At 69.5% G+C, this 17211-nt stretch carries 23 protein-coding genes; 9 read left to right on the forward strand and 14 right to left on the reverse strand.

What is annotated here, in order from left to right; translation table 11 throughout:
- Nucleotides 1-6 precede the first annotated feature (6 nt).
- The 8 genes from HUT12_RS02630 to HUT12_RS02665 form a co-directional block, all read right to left on the reverse strand.
- Nucleotides 7-351: an RRQRL motif-containing zinc-binding protein gene (locus HUT12_RS02630; protein ID WP_303393475.1), complete on the reverse strand. Its 345-nt coding sequence runs from the start codon at nucleotides 349-351 to the stop codon at nucleotides 7-9.
- Entirely contained in the window at nucleotides 348-647 is a 300-nt protein-coding gene (locus tag HUT12_RS02635; RefSeq protein WP_111244781.1) for a hypothetical protein, read from the reverse strand. Before HUT12_RS02635 ends, HUT12_RS02630 begins: the two co-directional genes overlap by 4 nt.
- Nucleotides 647-1090 (reverse strand): DUF6197 family protein, encoded by a 444-nt coding sequence (locus HUT12_RS02640; protein WP_176092361.1) that lies wholly within the window; start codon nucleotides 1088-1090, stop codon nucleotides 647-649. The genes HUT12_RS02635 and HUT12_RS02640 overlap by 1 nt, the downstream gene beginning before the upstream one ends.
- Nucleotides 1091-1176: 86 nt before the next feature.
- Nucleotides 1177-1386: a hypothetical protein gene (locus HUT12_RS02645; protein ID WP_176092362.1), complete on the reverse strand. Its 210-nt coding sequence runs from the start codon at nucleotides 1384-1386 to the stop codon at nucleotides 1177-1179.
- Nucleotides 1383-2249 carry an FtsK/SpoIIIE domain-containing protein gene (locus HUT12_RS02650; RefSeq protein ID WP_111244784.1) on the reverse strand — a complete coding sequence of 289 codons (867 nt, stop codon included), beginning with the start codon at nucleotides 2247-2249 and terminating at the stop codon, nucleotides 1383-1385. Before HUT12_RS02650 ends, HUT12_RS02645 begins: the two co-directional genes overlap by 4 nt.
- An 84-nt stretch (nucleotides 2250-2333) precedes the next feature.
- Nucleotides 2334-3212 (reverse strand): hypothetical protein, encoded by an 879-nt coding sequence (locus HUT12_RS02655; RefSeq protein ID WP_176092363.1) that lies wholly within the window; start codon nucleotides 3210-3212, stop codon nucleotides 2334-2336.
- A gap of 168 nt (nucleotides 3213-3380) precedes the next feature.
- Nucleotides 3381-3809, reverse strand: coding sequence for a DUF3307 domain-containing protein (locus HUT12_RS02660; RefSeq protein WP_176092364.1), 429 nt, complete (start codon nucleotides 3807-3809; stop codon nucleotides 3381-3383).
- Between the two features lie 232 nt (nucleotides 3810-4041).
- Nucleotides 4042-4362 (reverse strand): hypothetical protein, encoded by a 321-nt coding sequence (locus HUT12_RS02665; RefSeq protein WP_111244787.1) that lies wholly within the window; start codon nucleotides 4360-4362, stop codon nucleotides 4042-4044.
- A 177-nt stretch (nucleotides 4363-4539) separates the two neighbouring features.
- Here HUT12_RS02665 and HUT12_RS02670 point away from each other — a divergent pair, with 177 nt between their 5' ends.
- Together HUT12_RS02670 and HUT12_RS02675 are read left to right on the forward strand one after the other, a co-directional pair.
- Nucleotides 4540-5298 (forward strand): XRE family transcriptional regulator, encoded by a 759-nt coding sequence (locus HUT12_RS02670; protein ID WP_111244788.1) that lies wholly within the window; start codon nucleotides 4540-4542, stop codon nucleotides 5296-5298.
- Between the two features lie 4 nt (nucleotides 5299-5302).
- Nucleotides 5303-5773, forward strand: coding sequence for an NUDIX hydrolase (locus HUT12_RS02675; protein WP_176092365.1), 471 nt, complete (start codon nucleotides 5303-5305; stop codon nucleotides 5771-5773).
- Here HUT12_RS02675 and HUT12_RS02680 read toward each other — a convergent pair.
- The 4 genes from HUT12_RS02680 to HUT12_RS02695 form a co-directional block, all read right to left on the reverse strand.
- Nucleotides 5761-6327, reverse strand: a complete 567-nt coding sequence (locus HUT12_RS02680) for an HD domain-containing protein (RefSeq protein ID WP_176092366.1) — start codon at nucleotides 6325-6327, stop codon at nucleotides 5761-5763. The two genes, HUT12_RS02675 and HUT12_RS02680, sit on opposite strands and share 13 nt — an antisense overlap.
- Nucleotides 6328-6940: 613 nt before the next feature.
- Nucleotides 6941-7378, reverse strand: coding sequence for a hypothetical protein (locus HUT12_RS02685; RefSeq protein ID WP_176092367.1), 438 nt, complete (start codon nucleotides 7376-7378; stop codon nucleotides 6941-6943).
- Between the two features lie 585 nt (nucleotides 7379-7963).
- Nucleotides 7964-8758: a TIGR04255 family protein gene (locus HUT12_RS02690; protein ID WP_176092368.1), complete on the reverse strand. Its 795-nt coding sequence runs from the start codon at nucleotides 8756-8758 to the stop codon at nucleotides 7964-7966.
- 697 nt (nucleotides 8759-9455) lie between these two features.
- Nucleotides 9456-10370, reverse strand: coding sequence for a hypothetical protein (locus HUT12_RS02695; RefSeq protein WP_176092369.1), 915 nt, complete (start codon nucleotides 10368-10370; stop codon nucleotides 9456-9458).
- A 260-nt stretch (nucleotides 10371-10630) separates the two neighbouring features.
- Here HUT12_RS02695 and ssd point away from each other — a divergent pair, with 260 nt between their 5' ends.
- The 7 genes from ssd to HUT12_RS02730 all read left to right on the forward strand — a co-directional run bounded on the left by ssd (nucleotide 10631) and on the right by HUT12_RS02730 (nucleotide 16057).
- Complete coding sequence (gene ssd / locus HUT12_RS02700; protein ID WP_176092370.1) at nucleotides 10631-11731, forward strand: septum site-determining protein Ssd; 1101 nt, start codon at nucleotides 10631-10633, stop codon at nucleotides 11729-11731.
- A complete protein-coding gene (locus HUT12_RS02705) occupies nucleotides 11728-12927 on the forward strand; it encodes a TadA family conjugal transfer-associated ATPase (RefSeq protein ID WP_176092371.1) in 1200 nt (399 codons plus the stop codon). Before ssd ends, HUT12_RS02705 begins: the two co-directional genes overlap by 4 nt.
- Nucleotides 12924-14129: a hypothetical protein gene (locus tag HUT12_RS02710; protein WP_368660224.1), complete on the forward strand. Its 1206-nt coding sequence runs from the start codon at nucleotides 12924-12926 to the stop codon at nucleotides 14127-14129. Before HUT12_RS02705 ends, HUT12_RS02710 begins: the two co-directional genes overlap by 4 nt.
- Nucleotides 14130-14461: 332 nt before the next feature.
- Complete coding sequence (locus tag HUT12_RS02715) at nucleotides 14462-15094, forward strand: type II secretion system F family protein (protein WP_176095623.1); 633 nt, start codon at nucleotides 14462-14464, stop codon at nucleotides 15092-15094.
- A 62-nt stretch (nucleotides 15095-15156) separates the two neighbouring features.
- A complete protein-coding gene (locus tag HUT12_RS02720; RefSeq protein WP_155217386.1) occupies nucleotides 15157-15285 on the forward strand; it encodes a DUF4244 domain-containing protein in 129 nt (42 codons plus the stop codon).
- Between the two features lie 47 nt (nucleotides 15286-15332).
- A complete protein-coding gene (locus HUT12_RS02725; protein ID WP_176095624.1) occupies nucleotides 15333-15650 on the forward strand; it encodes a TadE family type IV pilus minor pilin in 318 nt (105 codons plus the stop codon).
- Nucleotides 15647-16057, forward strand: a complete 411-nt coding sequence (locus tag HUT12_RS02730; protein ID WP_176092372.1) for an Rv3654c family TadE-like protein — start codon at nucleotides 15647-15649, stop codon at nucleotides 16055-16057. Before HUT12_RS02725 ends, HUT12_RS02730 begins: the two co-directional genes overlap by 4 nt.
- A 288-nt stretch (nucleotides 16058-16345) precedes the next feature.
- On the opposite strand, the gene HUT12_RS02735 is transcribed toward HUT12_RS02730, so the two are convergent.
- Both HUT12_RS02735 and HUT12_RS02740 read right to left on the reverse strand, forming a co-directional pair.
- Nucleotides 16346-16924: a hypothetical protein gene (locus HUT12_RS02735; RefSeq protein ID WP_176092373.1), complete on the reverse strand. Its 579-nt coding sequence runs from the start codon at nucleotides 16922-16924 to the stop codon at nucleotides 16346-16348.
- A gap of 71 nt (nucleotides 16925-16995) precedes the next feature.
- The gene (locus tag HUT12_RS02740) at nucleotides 16996-17202 is read right to left on the reverse strand and encodes a hypothetical protein (protein ID WP_131057191.1); all 207 of its coding nucleotides are present in this window, start codon (nucleotides 17200-17202) and stop codon (nucleotides 16996-16998) included.
- Nucleotides 17203-17211 lie beyond the last annotated feature (9 nt).

The raw sequence follows: 17211 nt of genomic DNA on the forward strand, positions 1-17211 counted from the left end.
CACCCATCAGTGGCCTCCGTGGCAGTCGAGGCAGCAGCCGTAGCGGTGCGGGATGTAGTAGGGCCGGACCAGGCCGCAGACGGCGCAGGTACGGCGGGCGCGTAGCGCCTTGCCGATGGCCTCCCGCTGGGCGGGGGTGGCGGTGCGCTTGGGCTTGGCCAGGTCGAGGCGGTAGAGGTAGGCGACGCGCTTGCCGCGCCGCCAGAAGATCTGGGCGACGGGGTCATGCCCGCCGGGACGCAGACCGGCAGCCCGAAGCTGCCGCAGGGTGGCGAGCCCGCTGGGTGCCATCCGATACGGATAGGTGGGAAAGCCGAAGCGAGTACCGGTCGGGTCGTAGAAGTTGGTCACGACCGGTCTCCCCAGCGTTGCTGGGCGGCTTGGCGCGAGATGCCGAGGCGTTGACCGATTTCGGCCCAGGAGTAGCCGAAGGCGCGGAGTCCGACGACGGCGTCGGTGATTGCCTCGTCGATGACGGCGGAGAGGGCGACCAGGTCGCGAAGGGCTTCGACGTCACCAGTTGCGACACGGCGACCGTGGGCGCGGATGATGCGACGTGCGAAGGCCGCGAATTCGTCGTTCTCGACGATGTCCCGGCGCTTCTGTCGCGGGACGTTGGGCGTCAAGGTGGGCTTGACGGTGGGCATCAGTTCTCGCCCCCGTCGGTGTGGAGGGAGTCCCAGTCGTCGGCGGCGGACTCAAGGGCCGTGATGACCTGCTCGGCAGTACGGCCGGGGTCGTCGTTCCAGGCATAGGGGGAGGTGTGTTCGTCGATGAGAAAACCGTCGTCGTCAACGGCGCAGATGGGCTCGTAGTCGTCGAGGTGGGTGGTGAAGACACCAACGGCGGTGCGGAACGCGACCTGGGTGCCGAAGTCGAGGCTGTAGAAGTGGTCGACGCGGTGGCCGGCGACGGCCATGCCGATCGCTCCGACAGCGCAGGCCGGCGGCGTAGGGCAGCCGGCGGGCGCGGTGGTGGGGTAGTAGGTGCCCTGGTGCCAGCCGTGCCGGCGCAGGTAGAGGGCGGCCATCCGGAGCAGGTCAGCAGGAGTGACCGTTCCGGTGGTAGGTGGGTTCTGGGTAGCCTTCATGGCAGCCACGTCCTTTCAGGAGGGCTTGGTGGGAGGTCGGCGGAACCGGTCTGCTTTCCAGGGCTTGAGCCGGTTCCGTCGGCCGATTAGCTGGCGCGCAGCCGCAGGTAGCGGCGGAAGCGGGTCGGGTCGCCGGGCACCTGTACGGGTGCCGAGGCGAAGACGAGGAGCCCACGATCGGTGGCCAGCGCCATGAGCGTGGCGAGTTCCTCGGGCGTACCGACCACGTGCCGGTCGACGTACTGGGTGGTCGGTGCCGGGGTACGACGGGTGCGGATGAGCTCTCGCAGGGTCATGCGGCGGTTCCCCAATCGAGTCGAGATCCGGTCGGTGCGGACGGGCGGGTGGGACGACGGGTCCAGGCGGCGTAGTCGGCGATGCCGGCGATCTGGGCGTCGGTCAGGTAGGCGACCTTGATGCGGCGCGGGATGCCGCCCTCGGCGATCAGGTACGCCGCGCCCTGGTTGGTGGGGGCGATGTCGGTGGCGGAGTAGCCCTGCTCGGCCCAGCCGTGACCGAGGACGATGTTTGAGCTGTTGGGAGTGGTGCAGCGGAACGCGGCGCGGTAGCCGAACAGGTCCCGCAGGCTGGTGGGGATGATGTCGAACGACGGTCGCTGGGTGGCGGCGACGACGGGGATGCCGGCGGCTCGACCCCGGGCGACCAGGTCCCGCAGGAGGGCGACGAACTCTTCCTGTTCCTGCTTGCCGCCGATGGTGGCGGAGTAGAAGGCGATCTCGTCGACCAGGACGGTGATGACGGAGAGTCCGTCGAGCGCGGTGACCTTGCGACGTCCGTGGGCGCGCAGCCAGGCGTAACGGTTGTTCATCACCTGCTGTAGGCGTCGGAGGACGTCGAGCGCGGCGGTGATGTCAGGGCCGATGAAGGCGTCGGCGCAGTCTTCCCACTGGCCGAGTTCGACGAGCTTGCCGTCGAGCAGGACAAGACGGGAGTCCGCCGAGAGAGCGGCGTGGGCCGCGATGGTGTTGAGTAGGCCGGACTTTCCTCCGCCGGGTTCACCGCCAGCGAGGAGGTTGCGGTAGGCCAGAGTGATGTAGACGGGCTGGCCGAACTCGTCGATGCCGACGAAGATCGGGTCGAACATCGACAGGCCAGGCCCCACCGGAATACCGGCGGTCGGGGCGGATGCCGTAGCCATGGGTGCCCTCCTTGGGCGTTGATGGGCGCGGGAAGCCATACGAAGGAGCCGGAGGGCTCCCCGCGTCCGGGATGGGTTGCGGGGTCAGATCCAGTCGGAGACGTCGTCGGCTTCCGACGACGGCGCAGGAGCCGGCTTGCTGCCGTTGGCCGACGTGGCGGCCGACTTCTTGGGCTGGATGGGCAGGGTGACCGTGGGTGCCTGGACGTCGGGCAGGTCCAGGGCGGTGGGGATGACCGGCGTCGGTCGGTCGGTGGCCGGAGCGTCGGGAGTGATGACCTCGGCCAGCGGGGACGTGACGGTTGCGGTGAGCACCTCACGGCGCTTGACGTCGAACCGCAGGTACGCGGCGTTTCCGTCGGAGGCGCGCTCGACCAGGACGGACGAGGCGTGGCAGGTGACGGCGATCTTGTCGAGGCGGCCTTCCAGGTCCGCCAGGGACAGGCCGGGCCGCAGGTAGACCCAGACCCGTTCGCCGACCGGGGTCGGCTTGGCCCAGAGGATCAGCGGGAGTGACCCCGACTGGTTGGCGATGATGAACTGCGCGAAGCAGACCCGCAGCCGGTGCCGCACGGCGAGGCACCACACCCAGGCGACGACTTGGCGTCGAACGGTGGGGATGGCGGCGGGAACGCCGAGGACGACCGCGACGACGGCCAGGGTGACGATGGTCGGGGTGTGGGTGGCGAGCTGCACCCACGCCGTCAGCAGAGCGACGGCAAGGACGATTTCGGGGGTCCACCACCACAGCAGCCGCAGGACCGGCCAGATGCGGACCAGGAGCCAGGCCAGCGCGCCGCACGGGACGCCGATGGCCGCGCCGATGAACAGCGCGATGATGGGGTGTACGTAGGAAGCGGCCACCACGGCACCGAGTACGCCGATGATGACCGCAGTGAGGATGAACGCCATGCGGGCGTTTCGGGCCGAGGACCGGTGAACCTTGGCCTCGATTACTGTCACGGTTCCGGTTGACTTCCGGCCGAACGAGCGGCGAGGGCTAGACTTGGACACGACACGTCCTCCCAAGCGATTGGGCTGGATGGGTTGGAGAGCACGGGGTCGGCAGGTGTAGGAGCCAGTACCGGCCCCGGGCTCGAAATCACTCAGGCCGCTTAGCGACCCTTGCGCCTACAAGCAGGCGATGAGCAGCGCGGATACCCACAGGCAAGCCGCGTGCAGAGACTGATCCGCCAGGTACATGCCGCAGATCGGGGCCTGCCGGTCGGCGAAATCCCGGCTACCGGTGAGGATGAGCAGCCAACGCACCGGCCAACGCCGGTCGAGGAATGCGTGTGAGACGGCGGAGAAGCCGACTCCGGCGATGAGCCCGACGACGGTGACGGGCAGACCAAGCGCGACGATGGCGACGGTCAACATGACCACCACCACGAGGTGATAGGCCACGACGTGGCCCAACAGGTGACGCCAGCCGTCCCAGCCGGGAGCGGCCTTGTGGGCGGCCTGCTTGTCGGACTGGCCGAAGACGTGGTCGGCCACCTGGTGGCCGGCGTAGAGAGTCGCCGCGACAACGGCGAAGACGATGGCGGAAACGAGCACGACAACCACTCCCAACGATTGTGGGTGAACGGGTTGGAATGGCAGGCGAGGTCGGCAGGTGTAGGAGCCAGTACCGACCCCGCGCCATATCGAGAGGGCAACCACGGGTTGCCAGGGCCGGGAGAATAGGAGCCAGAAACGCTCCCGGACCGAAGATGGATCAGTTCAGCGGACCGTCAGGCCGCTTCGTGCATCAGACACCAGAGGCTCACACAGCGCGGTGAGCGAAGAACTACTTAGCCGCCGAGTTACCAGCCTTCGGCTTCAGCGAGATGGCGCGGAACGCGACGCCGTTACGCCCGTTGGTCGCCCACGGAATGGCCTCCAACTGCTCGACAGCGACGAGCTGTCCCACCATCACGCTCGGCTTCTCACCCGCCGTGGTGATGGTGATGATCTCGCCGCCGGTCTCGTCGAGTACGAAGACCTGGGTGGACCACATGAGCCGGCCGGTGTTCTTCTCCGACCGCTGATTGCCGTTCTGGTCGTTCTTCGGCTCGGGGTCCTTCGTCACCTGGACCTGCTTGCTCTGGGTGTCCACGTACAGCTTCACAACAGACCTCCTGTGTCTCGGGCCAGAAATTGAGCTTGTCCCCGGTGGACTCTTGCTCGTGGCCTCTGAGGTCAAGACTCCCGAATCCGCGAGGACGCCCCATCCCGAGGGCTGGACGACTATGGGACGTCTCGACTATCGTCTAGTTGTCCCTAGTCGTCCCTTGAGGAGAGTCGGATGCCGAACGACCGGCTACGCGATGCCATCCTGCGCAACGGCCTGACGCCTGTCGTTGTGGCCGAGCGGATCGGGGTGGACCCGAAGACCGTCGAACGGTGGATCACGCAGGACCGGACGCCGTATCCCCGGCACCGGCACGCGATCGCGGCCATGGTGCGCGAAGACGTGCCGTACCTGTGGCCGGACGCCGTGACCCCGGAGAAGGCGTCGAAGATTGGGCAGAGCGAGATGGTCCAGCTCTACTCCCGGCGGTCCGCCGTGCCGTACGACCTGTGGCGACGACTGATCGAGCGAGCCGAGAAGCGGATCGACGTGCTGGCCTACGCTGGCCTTTTCCTGTTGGAGCAGGACCCGAGGCTTGTCGACATCCTGCGTCAAAAGGGCGTTGACGGTGTCGCGGTGACGATCCTGCTTGGCGACCCGACCAGCGCCGCGATCGAACGGAGAAGCGTCGAGGAGGGTGCGCCCGGCGTGATGGCCGCGAAGATTCGTCAGGTGCAGCAGTCCTACAAGCGGCTCGACGATGCGCCCGGGGTGAAGGTGCTCTACCACGACACGACGCTGTACAACTCGATCTATCGATTCGATGACGAGATGCTGGTGAACATGCACGTTCTCGGGTTCCCGGCACCACACGCGCCCGTGATGCACCTACGCCGGCTCAATGGTGGTGACCTGTTCGGCACCTACGCCGACAGCTTCGACCGAGTCTTGTCCGCCTCGAAGCCTCTGCCGCTCGGGGAGGTGGCAGCCTAGAGCCATGGCGAGAACTGAGCACTACCACGATCCGAACGCGCCGGAAGCCAACAGCATTGTCGTGGCTGTCTCCGTCTTCGTCCGCGACGAGCAGGACCGGGTGCTGCTCATCCAGCGCACCGACAACGGCCTGTGGTCACTGCCCGGCGGCGGTCAGGAGATCGGCGAATCGGTCGCCGAGACAGCGACCCGAGAGACCCGCGAAGAGACCGGCATCAGCGTCGAGGTGACCGGCTTGGTCGGCGTCTACTCCGACCCAGACCACGTCATTGCGTACTCAGACGGAGAGGTGCGGCAGCAGTTCTCGCTCTGCTTCCGAGCCGTACCCGTCGACGGCACTCCGACCCTCAGCGACGAGTCAAGCGACGTCCGGTGGGTGGCCCGCGACGAGCTCGAAGCACTCGACATCCACCCGTCGACCCTGCTCCGCATCACCCACGGATACGAGGACCGCGCCGAGCCCTACATAGGCTGAGGGGCGCTGCCGACAAGCCGTTGTTGAGTCCGCCGCACAGCGGCGACCATCTCTGGTTCCGCCCGACCGATGAACCGGGTCACCAGGTGCTCCGGCCCGTACCGCGACCGAATCTCGGCCAGCCGCTCTAACACCTCGAAGTCCTGCCCGTCCGGCCCGGTCGTCATGTCCGAGAAGCAGAGGGCATCGGTCACCGGCGTCTCTTCTCGGGGGAACTCGGCGCCCAGGACCTCACCCAACCCCCGCTCTTCGGCTTCCAGCCAAGCGCACGAGTGGTGAGCAACTAGGGCGGCAATCCGTTCGTTGAACCGCTCGCGTCGTAGCCAGCGGCCACCGTCGAGCGAGTGAAAGCCGGTGTCGACCAGGTCGGGGCTGTAGCCCACGTCATGCAGCCACGCGGACGCCACGAGCACCGCACGATCCTCGACCGGTACGGCAGCGCTGACCCGGTCCGCCTTGGCGGCCACCGCCTGGACGTGACTCCATCGACGAGGTAGCGGAGTCTCCAACAGATGCCGCGCAACTTCCCGAGCGGTGTCGACGAGGTCGGCCATGCCGCCAGGGTACGGAGCGCGCGAGGTCCGCACCATCCTGTGTCCGCTGGGCGACGGCACGAGGACGGCCGGCTGCCGGCAATGTGGTTCAAACTTTCTGTACGTCTTCAAGGCGGCCCTGAACGGGCCGCACGCGCCGCCGCCTGGGCGCGCGTCCGTCGCTCCGCTTGCGCTCCGACTCTGGCCACGCAAAACGCCCGGCGGCTGGCGCGGAAGCGGGTAGCCCAAGGGGCCGCCGCATAACGACAGGGGGCGTTGACCGGGGGGTGGTGGGCCGGCAGCCAGCCGGGCCACGCGGACACGAGCCCGCGCGGCGTAGAGGAGCGCACGCCCGCCGCGCCGGCGAACTGGCGGCGGGTAGCGGGGTTGCGGTTACTGCGCCTCCGGCGGGGGCGCTCTTGCTCTGGGATGGGAGGGGGGCCGTCGGCGGGTGCCGGGCCGTGGGTGGTTGCGGTAAGCCCTCCCGCCTGCCATCGACCCGGGCAAGCCGAGCAGACCACCACCCGACCCGCCAGCGTCCGACCGTGTGTCAAGGCCGTCTTGACGTGGCGGGCCGGGCGGAGGCCCGCTCCCCAGGAGGGCGGGTCGACGGCAGACGGGATGGCGCGTGACTCTAGGTGTGCTCGTCTAGGTCAACATACTGAGCAGCTTCTATCAAGCCAAGCTGAATCTGACGCCGCTGTTCTTTTGCAGGCTTCATGACGCCCTCTCCTCGCACGAGTGCGTGAGCGACACCAATCTCTTCGTCCTCTTTGTCTTCGTCGTCTACAACGCCTGCCTTCAGCGCGCGAACCGCACCTACGCCAACCTTGAACAAGACATATCCGTCATTTCGGCGAATCTGGTGAGGCGTCAATCCATGTTGTACGCACAGGAAGTGCCGATAGACAGACATCCCGTCATCGTCGAACCGGAAAGCGTTTCGACCGATTACAGGCTTCGAGTCAAGTACGTCTCTTTGCTGAAAGAAGTCTGGGCGTCGAGGCACGCGACGATAAAGCCATTCCGAATCTGGAATTTGGGGATCATTCCATTGAGGGGTTTCTGTCATAGCTCCTACCGAGCGAAGAGCGCGCGCCAAGCGGGGTTTTCTAGACTAACCCGAACCGACAAGTCGAGGAGTAGGCGACGTAGCTTATGTTCGCTCTGAGGAGACACTTCCCCCGCGAGCACTTCATGGCCATCTTCGTCCGACGCATAAAAGAGGGCGTTGCCTTCGCCGTCGACCTCAATTTCAATCCTCTGCTTGCGCGCGTGCCACTCCGCTAGGACTCCGCCCTCCCCATCTGGAGACAAGAATGGAAAGACGGTGCGCCTGTCCGAGACCTTCTGCAGGAATTCAAACATGGAGATCACGGCATCGGTAGTGCATGCTTCGCCACCCTCGCCGTCCCAGTTGTGGGGGAGGGATCGCAGATGATGCAGCTTAGTTTCTGCATAACGCAATAGTTCGTAAGGAGAGTTTGCAGGCTTGACTCTAGATCGCTTAGAGCGTGACTCAGGTTGCGACTCGTAAACGTACAAGACGCTCGTTGAAGAGTCTGGGTGATAGCAGGGGCCGCGTACGGCTGCGGATCGTGAGAAGGATGCAGACTGCATCAATCCGTGCTGCTTGGCGTGTGCGGCGCTTCCAGATCTAGAAATCCTCACTGCGCAACCCCCACTTCGTCTTCATGTCGTTGCTCGTCAGTTCCAGGAACTTTTTCACAACAGCATCGTGAGCAATTGCTAGTGACTGATCAATGGCTAGAGAGTCGTCGAGAGAGATGGACCCCTCAAGTTCAAGAGACGCGCACGGGTCATCCCGATCCCGATCCCTATCGAACGAAGGATCGACCATGATAGTTAAGGCTACGTCTTCTTCGAGTTCGGGCGAGCAGTAGTGCAGCCGGAGCCCGGCCAGTTCCGGCGGATCCAGTCGGGCCAACGAAGTCTGCCAGTTGGTGAGGATGCCAACAGCAAGGCTTTCAGGTAGTACGCCTTCTATTAGGTTTGTATATGAGACGTAGCTATCGGTGGGATTTAGTTCTTGGGCGAGTGAATTAGAGATTGCTCGACGGAAATCCTCGAAGCGTAGCAATAGTTCTGTGGAAAGTTCATCGTATCCGGGATACGTTTTCGGGCCTTGGTGGAAGCGCCACACGATGCCGAATCTGTCGTTCTGAAGCTCGATAGTCTGATCGCCCCGAGCATTCGTAAATGCCGTTAATGGCATTGGCCAGAAAGAATTCCCGCCAAGGTACTGGTGCATCGGTGTATCACCTCGCAAGGGTGGGCGAGGTGGCACTTCGCTGACCTTTGGGTACGCATCCTTCCAATCAACGCGAAGCTGGGCAAGGTTAAGAGACTGCAATGTGGCGACTCGCTCGAAAAACACAGTCAGGCTCACTTCGCGGACGGGTGGCTCCTCGAAGCGGAGATCACTTGCCATGTTGAGCGCTCCTACCCTGATCTACGGCTGTCACTCACCCTAACGACCAAGCATAGTGGATGGTGTCCGCTACTTGTCTCGTCTTGGCGACGATGATCATTCAAACTTGGTGGACCTTGATGGTTCCTGTCGCCCTGGTGGTCCTTACGCGAGGTATATGAGGTCTAGCCTGGAGGGAGTAGGGCCAGGCCAGGCGGCCGATAGTCGAACGCACGTACGCAGAGGGCTGAACCCGACCTCGCGGCAGCGAAGTGCAGCGCCCATCGGCGACTAGAGCACGAAACCTGAAGCAAGCCCGTAGCAAGCGCCCGCCACGGGCTTGTAAGCAAGGCGTCATGCAGCGAGGCAGCAAGAAAGCAGCGCGAGCGCTGACGCTGGCCTGCCGCGAACGTGAGCCGACAACACCCGGCACCTGCTCGACGACGCGGACCGCCACCAGTTGGCAGCGATCGACAGCTTGAGACCGCATCCCCCCGACGGGGGTCGTCCCTTTCCCCTTCCGTCGCAGGCCCAGGTAGAGCCTCTCTCCCGAATCGGCGAGCCCTGCGGCACCGCCGGATGCCGCCGATCGCGCTCACGCGTTGCTGGCCTCGCCGGGCCGGTCCCCGCAGGAGATCGCCGGCACGGCGTCCAGGGCGGAGGCCCTGGTCGCGGAGGTCCGTCGGGCCACCGACCGGTTGCGGGAGGACCGTCCGGGCTAGCCGATCACCGCGCGGCCGGGCGTACGGACCGGCTCGAAACAGGCCAGGGCCCAGCCGCGTCGGTCGGTGACCACCCAGGGGTGCCCGACGTACGTGTGCTGCCGGTACGACGTGTTCGGTTGCAGGACTCGGTACTGCCTGCGGTTGCCGTGGTGGTCCAGCCAGTGCACGGTCACCGTGCGGTTGGTGGAGTTGACGAACTCGATGCTGGTCTCGGGGCCGCCGTTGACCGAACGCAACCACCGTTCGTGCCCGCCGGGCAGCGGGGCGAGGCGCTGCGGTTGCGGCTCGGGCGGCCGGGTGGTCGGTGCTGGGCTCGCCGGGCGGCTGGGTGCGGACGTCGGCCGGCTGCTCGGCGTACCCGGGGTGCGGGGTGGGTCGGTCCGTGGGGCCGATGTCGACGGCGACCGGGTCGGCGCGGACGCCGTGGTGGGCGGCAGCGGGCGGGTGGAGGAGACTCCGCCGACGGAGGACGAGGCCGACGGGGTGGCCGTGCCGTCCGAGGCGGGGCGCTGCGAGGTGCTGGCCGGCGCGGGCGGCGGTGCTACCCAGCCGGTGGGTCTCTCCGGAGCGGCGGTCGGCGGAGCGTCCGGCGTGGGCCAGAACAGGGTGAGCATCAGGCCCAGTACGCCGGTGGCGACCCCGGCCAGCAGGAGCCGGTGGCTCACCCGGCCAGTGCCGTGGTGTGCCGGCTCGGCGGGGCCGACGACGGGTGCGGACGCGACGGTCGGCGGTGTCCACGGATCGCCGTCGCGGGTGACCGGTGCGGCCGGCAGGGCGAGCCGTGTCGGGTGCGCGGGCAACTCCGGTCGGCTGGGTGGCGCGGGGTGGGAACGCGGGTCGAACAGCCAGGGGCCGACCCGGAGTCTCGGCTCGACACGGGGATGCTCGTGATCTGGCGACTGCTTCATGACCTCGATCCAGCGAGGGATGCCGTTCCGCCGACGGCGCAGACCGTCGATTATGCGCGCTCTCCATGTCGTCCCGCTATGGCCGATCGAAGGCGATTTGAACGCGATGTTCGATCGCCCATGTAGCAGATCAACTTCGATCGCGGGCGTTGTCCACAGGGGACCTAGTTATCCACAGGCGGGTCGCGCGGGGCGGCGCCGGAGGTGGTGCGGCGGAAGGGTTCGGCACAGCGAACCCCTGCCGACCGTTGGAGGCCACGATGCCCGCCCGTACCTCCGTCCCGCCGCACCCGCCTCCGCCCCTGGTCGTGACCGGGGACGGTGACCTGCTCGACGACCTGCTGCGGCTCGCCGCCGCCGGAGGTGTCGAGGTGGAGGTCGCCGCCGACCCGGCGGCCGCCCGGACCCGCTGGCGGTCCGCCCCGCTGGTGATCATCGGCAGCGATCAGGCGCAGCCCTGCCTGCGGGCCCGGTTGCCCCGGCGTGCACGGTTGGTCCTGGTGGGCCGCGACGGTGACGTCGAGTCGAGCTGGCAGGTCGCGGACCTGCTCGGCGTGGAGCACGTCGCGGTGTTGCCGGCCGCCGAGCCGTGGCTGGTCGACCGCCTCGCCGAGAGGGGTGTCGGGGATGTGCCGGGCGGCCGGGTGGTCGCCGTCCTGGGCGGCCGGGGCGGGGCCGGGGCCAGCATCCTGGCCGGTGGGCTCGCGGTCACCGCCGCCCGTACCCGGCTGCGAACCCTGCTGCTCGACGCCGATCCGCTCGGTGGCGGCCTCGACCTGGTGCTGGGCTGGGAGCAGTTGGAGGGCCTCCGGTGGCCGGCGCTGACCGGGACGGACGGCCGGGTGGACGCCCCCGCTCTGGTGCGGGCGCTGCCCAGCCGGGGCGATCTGGTGGTCCTCTCCTGGGATCGCGGTGACCTGGTCGCGGTGCCGGCCGAGGCGATGGCGGCCACGCTGGACGCGGCCCGACGCGGCCGGGACTTCGTCGTGGTCGACCTGCCCCGGTATCTCGACGACGCGGCGGTCACCGCGCTCCAGGCCGCCGACCGGGTCTTCGTGGTCGTGCCTGCGGAGCTGCGGGCGACCGCTGCGGCGGCGCGGGTGGTGGCGATGGCGGGTCCGCACTGCCACGACCTGTCAGTCGTCGTGCGCGGTCCGGCCCCCGGCCGGTTGCGGGCGGCGGAGCTGGCCAAGGCACTCGGGCTGCCGCTCGCCGGCAGCCTGCGGCCGGAGCCGGGCCTGTGCCGTGGCCTGGAGCGGGGCGAGGCGCCGGCGGCCACCGGGCGCGGCCCGCTGGCCGACCTCTGCCAGCGGATCGTCACCGACTTGACCGGCCGGAGCGCCCCGGCGGGTGCGGCGTGAGCGGGGAGAGCCTCGCCGCCCGGGTACGCCAACGGATCGCCGCCGCCACCACGCCGGTCACGCCGGCCGCGATCGTCTCCGCGGTACGCGCCGAACCCGACGCCGCCGTGCTCGGGGACACCGCCCTGCTGCGGATGGCCGACCGAGTACGCGACGACCTGGTGGGCGCCGGGCCACTCGCCCCGCTGCTCGCCGACCCGGAGGTGACAGACGTGCTGGTGAACGGCGTACGCGTGTGGGTCGACCGAGGTCAGGGGCTGCACCAGGTCCCGGTGCCGGTGGGCACCGTGGACGACGTACGCCGGCTCGCGCAGCGGCTCGCCGCAGGAGCCGGCCGTCGGCTCGACGACGGTGCGCCGTGTGTCGACGCCCGGCTGTCCGACGGCACCCGGATGCACGCCGTGCTGCCACCGGTGGCGACCGACGGGCCCTACCTGTCGTTGCGGACCTTCCGGCAGCGGCCGTTCACCCTGGACGAGCTGGTCGAGCAGGGTGCGGTGGCCCGGCCGGTCGCGCCGATACTCGCCGCCGTGGTGGCGGCCCGCCTCGCGTACCTGGTGATCGGCGGCACCGGCTCCGGCAAGACGACCCTGTTGAACACGCTGCTCTCGCTGGTGCCGGGCACCGAGCGGATCGTGCTGGTCGAGGACGCCGCCGAGCTTCGGCCGGTGCACCCGCACGTGGTGGGGTTGCAGGCCCGTACGGCCAACGTGGAGGGCTCCGGCGCGGTCGGTCTGAGTGAGCTGGTCCGGCAGGCACTGCGGATGCGGCCCGATCGGCTGGTCGTCGGCGAGTGTCGGGGCGGCGAGGTGGTGGACCTGCTCGCCGCACTCAACACGGGTCACGACGGTGGCGCGGGAACACTGCACGCCAACGCCCCGTCGGACGTACCCGCCCGGTTGGAGGCGTTGGGGCTGCTCGGCGGACTGCCCCGTCCGGCGTTGCACGCCCAGGTGGCGGCGGCCCTCCAGGTGGTGTTCCAGATTCGCCGTACGCCGCAGGGGCGGCTGTTGGAGTCGGTCTGCCTGCTTCTGCCGGAAGGGCCGGATCGGCTGGTGACTGCGGTGCCCGCCTGGATCCGGGGTCGCGGGCTCGGGTTCGCGGGGCGGGCGCTCGGCACCATGATCAAGGATCGGGACGTCGCGGTGCCGCCGATCCTGTCCGAGCCATGGCCCGGGTCTGCGGGTCCGGCATGAGCGGCGGATACCTGTGGGTGGCCGGGATACTGCTCGGGCTCGGCGTGGTCGCGATCCGGCCGGTGCGCACCCGGATGTTCCCTGGCCGATCGCGCGACAGGTGGGCCGACGACCCGCTGATCGACTGGGTGGCCACACTACGGTCGGTGGGCGAGCCGGCCCCGCTGAGCGACACGTCCTGTGTGGTCCCGCCGCCGGCTTCCCTGCGACCTGCGACGACGCGTCCCAACCCACCGAACTCGGTCGTGGCGTCCCGCCCGCCTGGCCGCAGTGACGGGCGCCGACCGATCCGCCCCGACAGCACGCCGTCACCACCACCGGCAACGCGACCGGGCGATGCATCGCTCCTGATCGGGGCCGGAGTGACCCGGTGGCCGGTCGACGCGACGGCGGACCGGGACGACGGATCCGCACCGGCGGCGGAGGCGACACCCGCCACGCACCGGATGGGTCCGACCGGCGAGGGGCAGCAGGGCCGCAGGCGGCACACGCCGCGCGCTCGCCTGGCCGGGATGTCGTACCCACGGGTCCTCCTACTGACCGTGCTGCTCGGCGCGACGGTGGGTGGTCTGCTCGGCGGTCCGGTGGCGGCGGTCGCGGTGGCCGGTTACGGCGCCGTGGGCGTACGGGCCCTGCTGCGGCACCGCGCCACGGCCCAGCAGGCACAGGCGCAGCGGGAGCGGTTGGACCAGCTCTGCGCCCTTGCCGCCGACCTTCGGGCCGGGCTGCCGGTCCCGGTGGCCGTGGCGGCGCTGCGCCCCACCGGCCCGGTTCGGGTCGGCATCACCACAGGACGGGCGACAAGCGACGGCACGAGCGGTGCCGAGGGCCGGGCCACCGGGGGAGTGGATCTCCTCGACGATCGACCGGGACGGCTGGCCCAGGCAGCGGTGCGGTTGGCCGACCGGACCGGCGCGCCGCTGGCCGAGCTGGTCGAGCGGATCGAGGCCGACGCCCGGTCGACGGACCGGGGACTGGCTGCGGCGGCGGCCCAGGCAGCCGGGGCCCGCGCCACCGCCTGGCTGCTTGCCGCCCTGCCGGTCGGTGGCATCGCTCTCGGCTACGGCATCGGGGTCGACCCGCTCCAGGTGCTGCTGCACACCCCGATAGGTGGTGCCTGTGCGGTCGCGGCCGTCGTGCTCCAGGCGGTCGGACTGCTCTGGGCGGACCGTCTCGGCGCCACGCCGGCCGGAGCAGGCTGATGCCCCGCCCGATCACTGCCGCCCTGACCGGCAGGACGTTGGACCTCGCCCACAGCACGCTCGACACGGCCCACCGCACGCACGACCGCGATGCCGGCACGGTCGCCCTGACCGGTAGCGCGTTGGACCTTGCCGACAGCACGCTGGTGGCGGCGGTGCTGGTCGGTGTCGTCCTGGTCGCCGTGGTCCTGGTCGGCCGGCATCGACCTCGGCGGCGGTTGCGCCGGTTGGCCGGCGCGAGCCCGTCCACTGCCGTCCACCGTCGTCGTGGCGCCGACCTTCCGGGCGGACCTGTGGGCGCTGTGGGCTCGTCGAGGTCCGATGTGCAGGTGATGACGGGGCCAGCAGCCGCCGGTGCCGCATCCGGCCGTCGGGTGGACCGGGTGCGACTCATGGCCGGACTGGCGGGTGTGGCCGTGGCCGTCGTGGTCGGGGGATGGCCGGGCCTGGTGGCGGCGCTACCCACCGCGCTCCTGCTGGATCGCTTGCTCCGGCGGATCGAGCCGCCGGCGGACCGGAACCGGCGACTGCGGGCCGTCGCCGATCTTCCGCTCGCCGCCGACCTGCTCGCCGCCGCGCTCCGGGCGGGCGCACCGGTGGAACGCTCGGTGCTCGCGGTGGCGGACGCGCTGGGTGGTCCGCTCGCCGACCGGCTCGGCCGGGTCGGCCGCACGCTGCAACTCGGCGGTGGGCCGCAGGAAGCCTGGGCACACCTGGCGACGGTGCCGGGTGCCGAGCGGGTCGGTGCCGCCGCGATCCGCTCGGCCAGCAGCGGGGCCGCGCTGGCCGGTGCCCTCACCCGGCTCGCCGACGACCTGCGCGCCGACCGGGCCATCGCGATCGAGTCGGCGGCTCGCCGCGCGGGCGTCCTGATCGTGCTGCCCCTCGGCCTCTGCTTCCTGCCCGCCTTCATTCTCGCCGGTCTGGTGCCGGTGATCGTCGCCGTGCTCGGCGACGTGCTGTGAACACATCGAGAAGGGACGAACACGTGCGCAGAATCCTCGCCCGCCTTCGCGGGGACGCCGGGATGAACACCGCCGAGTACGCCGTCGGCACGCTCGCCGCAGTGGCCTTCGGAGGTGTCCTGCTGAAGGTGCTGACCTCCGACAGCGTGCAGTCCGCGTTGACCGCCGTCATCGACCGGGCCCTGAAGTGACCGGGCGCCGGCCGGCCGGTCGTGACCGGGGGTCCTTCACCGCCGAGATGGCGGCCGGTCTGCCGGCGCTGGTGCTACTCCTGCTGGTCGGGCTGACCGCGGTCAACGCGGTCAGCACCAGGGCGGCCTGCCTGGACGCGGCCCGGGAGGCGGCACTCGCCGCCTCCCGGGGCGAACCGGGCGAGAGCGCCGCTCACCGGTACGCGCCTCCCGGCGCGGAGGTGGCCGTCGTCGTGGACGACGAGGTGGTCCGGGTGACCGTGCGCGCCCCGGTGCGTGCCCTCGGCACCGACCTGCCCGCGATCGTCGTCGTGGCCACGGCGGTGGCGGCCGTCGAGCCCGGAATCCCGGAGCCGAGGCCGTGACGGTCGCCCGGCGCCCGAACCCTCTCGCCGGGGCATCGTCTCGGTGTGGGCGGCGCGTCGGCGGGCGGGACCGAGGCGGGGCGACCGTCTGCCTGCTCGCGGTCGGGCTGATCTTCGTGATCAGTGGGATCTTCGGCGCGGGTATCGGTGCTGCGCGGGTGGCGCGTCACCAGGCGCGGGTCGCGGCCGACTTCGGTGCGCTCGCCGGAGCGGGCCGGGCGCTGCACGACGAGGCGCAGGCGTGTGCCCGAGCTGCCGACCTCGTCGTCGCCAACGGTGCCAGGCTGGTCCGGTGCCGGGTCGACGGGATCGACGTGCTGGTCACCGCCGAGGTGGCGGTGCGTCCGCTGCCCGGGATCTCCCGGCTCGCCACGGCCACCTCCCGGGCCGGCCCGATGCGGGGGTGAGCGGTTACCACCGGCGCGGGAACACGTCGGGAGCACGTCGGCCGGGGAGCCGGCTCGGCCACCGGCGGACGGCGAGCCGGCTCCCCGACGCCGAGCGCGATGACGACGAGGCCGCGCCGACGCCGAGGCTCCACGTGCCAGCTAGGCCCGCACGACGACGAGGCCCGCACGACGACGAGGCCACGACGACGAGGCTCCGCACGACGACGAGGTCAGGGACGCGCGGACCCGTGCCGCCGAGGCCCGTGGCGCGAGCGCCCGTGCCGCCGTAGGGCCACTACGTCGAGGTCAGCGGCCCTGGAGCGCGTCGAGTGCGACGGCCATGGCGATCACCAGACGGCGGTCGATCTGCGGGTGGTGGATCTCGACGACGTAGCGGTCACGCAGGCCCCACTTCTTCACCACCGAGAAGACCGGCTGGCCGCCGGCGACGAAGTCGAAGTGGTAGGGCAGCCAGGACAGCGACTCGGCGAACCTGCGCAGCACCGCCACCGGCATGCTGCGCTCCTGGCCGACGATGTTCGGCAGGCCGGCCTGCTCGACGTGCCACGTCGAGCGGAGCAGGGACTGCGCGAAATCCTTGCGGAACAGCCCGATCGGGGCGCCGGCGTGGTCGGTGACGTCGTACGTGGCACCGAGGTCGAGACGCTGACGGGCCTTGAACCCGAGCAGCGGCTGCTGCTTGGAGTCGTCGGTGTAGATGGTCACCTGTTCCTTGAAGGCGAGCCGCTTCTGCTGCGCGAAGGCCAGCAGACCGCCCTCGGAGCCGTCCGGCGCGACGCTGTGCACCTCGTACTGGTTGACCATGAAACGCAACCGCTGGCGGATGTGGAACTGGTGCTGCGCCTGCAGGCTGTCGAGCTGCATCAGAATCTCCTCGTTCGTGGTGCGCCGGAGTGTCGCACAGCTCGGCAAGCGGCCCGGCGCTGAGTGTCAGGTCAGCGGACGCCGTCGACAGCCGACCGGTGGGTCCAGGTGGTGAGGAGCTGGTGGATGGTACGCAGTCGCTCGTTGATCTGGTCCAGCCGTTCGGCCTGGGCCAGGGTGGCGAGCGCCGTACCGAGGGCGATCTGCTGGTCGATGTCGAGTTGCTCCTGGTCGATGGTGTAGAGCAGCTCGACGGTCTCGGCGATGGTGTCGGCCACGGCTCCTCC

Source organism: Verrucosispora sp. NA02020, from assembly GCF_013364215.1.
In the GTDB taxonomy this organism is placed as follows: domain Bacteria; phylum Actinomycetota; class Actinomycetes; order Mycobacteriales; family Micromonosporaceae; genus Micromonospora.